Raw genomic sequence first — 3,906 nt, 5'->3', positions numbered from 1 at the left:
TAGTATACAGGTAAATCCACGTTGCTACAAATGTGAGGTCACTTCATATTATCTATCAAGCGGAGTGTAGTAAAAATCTATTTACTATCATTATGAGTTCAAAAACGTAGACAGTAAATCTGCCCAAGATTTAAGCGCTTACATTCCAACTGCTGTTCAATCAAAACTTTTTCCATTACACAGTGCAAAATAAAAGAGACTCCACTCGCCATGAATGAAGCCTCCTGATATATGTATACATCCTGCAGCATATTATCCGCAGGATGCCGGCTGCCTATGCAGCCTTTTTGTCCAGAAGCTGTTTTACTCCGCCTAAGTAATAACAGAACCTTCAAATATTTCTATCTATCGCAAATCAATTCTTTCAAAGCACATATCCTGCGATATAACCAGAGTCTTCTATGTCTTTTCCTGCTCAAACAATATTCCTTCTTGTATATTAGTCCCCGGCGACGGCTAGATACGCATTAGAGATGTCTCCATCCAAATGCTGTTCTAGCAAGGGATTTTTCCCTTGAACCCTTTGTTTATTATATGTGGGGCGCTTTCCGCCCCCACTTTATGATTTTGACGGCGCTTTTTGCCCCCACTCAGGAAATATTGCTAAAATACAGTTTAGATTTACCATAAATACAAATCTGGAAGTTATCTATTTCTCCTCTTCGTTAAGACCTAGTTCATTACATATTACTTGCTATCCCTGATACCTTATTCTTTCTACCAGCGTTTCCTTTTTCAGATTACTGCTTAAAACGCAGGAAAGTACAATCTGCAACAGACCGACCAAAAAAATCATAATAAAAATTGGTACGATTGGAACATGATAGATATTCATTCCAAATATTCCATTATGTTTTGCATAGGAAAAAAGTGCATAGCCGAGCGGCAGACCAATGATCAAAGCTACGCATATGGTACCAACCGTAAACATCAGTCCCTGTAACTGCAGGCATAAATTTAATTGTTTATTTGTCATACCCACAGCCTGTAATATACCATATTCCTGCTTTTTTGTCGTAATATTCATGATCATGGTATTCGCCATATTCATAAACCCGATGAGTCCTACAATAGCCATAAACAGATAACAGCCAAGCTTCATCATGCTGCTTGCAAATTCGGCAGATTGTAACTGCGCATGATAAGTATCCATTTTTATATGCGAAGTATTAGAAATCAAAGTATTCAGACTTTGTTCTACAGATGCCACATCTTTTTTATCACAGTCCACCCACAGATAGCCATAGGCTGTTCCTCTCGGATTCATGGAACGATATACACCTTCCGGAATGACAAGATAAGTGTCCGCACTTACAAAAGATCCTGCAATCTTTCCCTGATAGGTATAGGTTCCACTTCCATTCTCAAAGTCAAATGCAATGGATTCACCCGGAGCATATCCATCTTGTTCCATCCACGTTGACCAGCCAAAGAAAATATCACCATTCTTTACCGCCTGATCATAGTCCATAGAGCCAATATCCCCTTCTTGGCGCATAAAATCAAAATCCTTTTCACTCACAATATCAGCCGGAAATCTTGTTCCGTTCAGATTTACAGAGACAATCTCTCTCGTCATGACATCTGTTACTCCCGGAATGCTTTTGATTTCTTCAATCAGCGAATCATTCAATGGATCATCCGTCAGAATCGTATCCAGATTATTCTCCGGATATCTTTCATCATACTCAGCAGAATAGTCAAGCTGCAGTTCAAATTGTCCATGATTAACGGAAAGACGTGCTTCATGCTCCGTGTCAATATTTCCCACATAATTAGAGATAATCACAAACAATACGCAAGAAAAACCCATTGTGAGGATAGTACCAATAGTTCTTTTGGGATTACCCGTTACATTTGCCATTGCCATAGAAAACACGGTGACATTTTTTCTGCCATTTCGTTTTCCTTTTTTTTGTGTTTCTGCATTTTCTAAATACCGTGTTGCTTCGATAGGTGAAATCCGTGAAACAATTTTCATTGGTTTACGCAGTGCCAAAGCAACGGTAAGAAATGATACGAAAATACAGAGAAGCATAACAGGCAGGGAAAACAGAGGAACCTGCTGATTTTGAACTCCCATAGAGCCAGTTCCGGTTGATACAAGGTTCCCCTGTTCTACCAGCCAGTTAAAACCGCATTTTGCAATCAGAAAGCCAAAAAGCAATCCAACTGGTATTGAAAAAAATGTCAAAAAAATGCCCTCTCTGAAGATCAGTTGTTTCATCTGCTTTTTTGTCGCTCCCAGAGCCTTGATTTTTCCATACTCCTGTATCTTGTTGGCAATACCGACCTGAAAAATATTATAAATAACCACAACAGAGAAAAGTACAATTGCAAGAATCAAAACCCCGCATACCGCAATCGTTTCATAACTCGGCTGCAAGACCCATTGCAGGTAGAGGTCATTGATGATCACGTTTTTCTGGTCAATGCCGCAGGAATCCGCGATTTCTTTTATAACAGGCGCAACATTATTCATAGATGCATTTGCAGAATCGCTCAAGGTAAAATAGATATTATATTGCCTATCACCCTCCGCAACACGCTCATTATAAAAATCCTGCGAACCGAATACAACATAGGAAGCCTCGATGGTATATTCATCCCGGTCATATAAAATCCCGCTGACAGTAAATTCCACCGGTGCGTATTCCGACTGCATGCCGGAACGGTACTCCAATGTTACGGTGTCTCCGACCTTTACATCATGGTATCCCACTGCATCAAAGAAAGCGCGTCCTGCGGCAATTTCCTGCGCCTTTTCCGGATAGGTACCTTCCTTCAACACATATTCCTGATTATAGGGAAGCATTTTCCTGACCGTTTCATCCGCACTGACAAAGCCGCCATTTTCATTTCCTTTCAGGATGCCCTCCGTACACATGATGCCGATATCAGATATCTCAGCTCTGCGTTCCACTTCTTTTAATTGTGTACCGTCTGCTGCGATAAACAAACCATAATTGCTTCCATATGAGCCTGCCGCCTGACTTTTCTGTAAACGGATCATTCCATTTCCCACAGTACTGATGATAACAAGCAGCATCGTGGTCAGACAGATTGCCATCATGATCAGTATACTTCTTGTCCTGTTCCTTTTGTCATTGCTATATGCAATCCTGCTTATTGTCTTCATCTAAAATCCACCACCTGTCCATCCTCAATTACCAGAATACGATCAGCGACCTGTGCAATTTCGTCATCATGGGTAATCATTACAATTGTCTGTCCATATTTTTTTGCTGTCATCTTAAGCAGAGCGATTACCTCATCACTGGTCTTAGAATCAAGATTGCCTGTCGGCTCATCTGCAAATATAATTTCCGGACGATTCACCAGTGCTCTTGCAATTGCTACTCTCTGCTGCTGTCCTCCGGATAACTGATTTGGCAGATTATAAATCCGGTTTTCAATCCCCAGAGTTGCAATAATATCATTTACATACGCTTCATCCACTTTTCTTCCATCCAGCCCCAGTGGCAGTACAATATTTTCCCAGACATTAACAGATGAAACCAGATTAAATGCCTGAAAAACAAATCCGATTTTTCTTCTGCGGAAAACAGCAAGGGCATCTTCCTTCATCCTGTATAAATCTTTCCCTGCTAAAGTAACACTGCCTTTTGTCGGGGTGTCTAGCCCTCCAAGCATATGAAGTAATGTACTTTTACCGGAACCTGACTTTCCAACAATTGCAACAAATTCTCCCTGCTCAATCTGAATGTCCACCTGATTGACCGCTTTGACCTGATTCTCACCTGCGCCATAAAACTTACAAAGCTGCTTGGTTTCTAATATCACACTCATGTATTGCCTCCTTTTCAATTCTGTAAAGCGTACCTTTTCAGGTAAGTAGGTAATCATCTGTACCTTGATTTTTCAAAAAGAGCCACCTGTTGATCA

General features: G+C 40.6%; 2 protein-coding genes. Both read right to left on the bottom strand.

The genetic code is table 11. The features are described from left to right. Positions 1–694: 694 nt before the first annotated feature. Entirely contained in the window at positions 695–3,139 is a 2,445-nt protein-coding gene (locus tag G4407_RS15805) for an ABC transporter permease (protein ID WP_173689639.1), read from the bottom strand. Beyond that, a complete protein-coding gene (locus G4407_RS15800; RefSeq protein WP_006426335.1) occupies positions 3,136–3,810 on the bottom strand; it encodes an ABC transporter ATP-binding protein in 675 nt (224 codons plus the stop codon). The genes G4407_RS15805 and G4407_RS15800 overlap by 4 nt, the downstream gene beginning before the upstream one ends. Positions 3,811–3,906: the final 96 nt, after the last annotated feature.

The organism is Allocoprococcus comes (genome assembly GCF_013300725.1).
GTDB classification, from domain to species: Bacteria; Bacillota; Clostridia; order Lachnospirales; family Lachnospiraceae; genus Allocoprococcus; species Allocoprococcus comes_A.
This window is presented reverse-complemented; position numbering and strand designations above follow the sequence as displayed.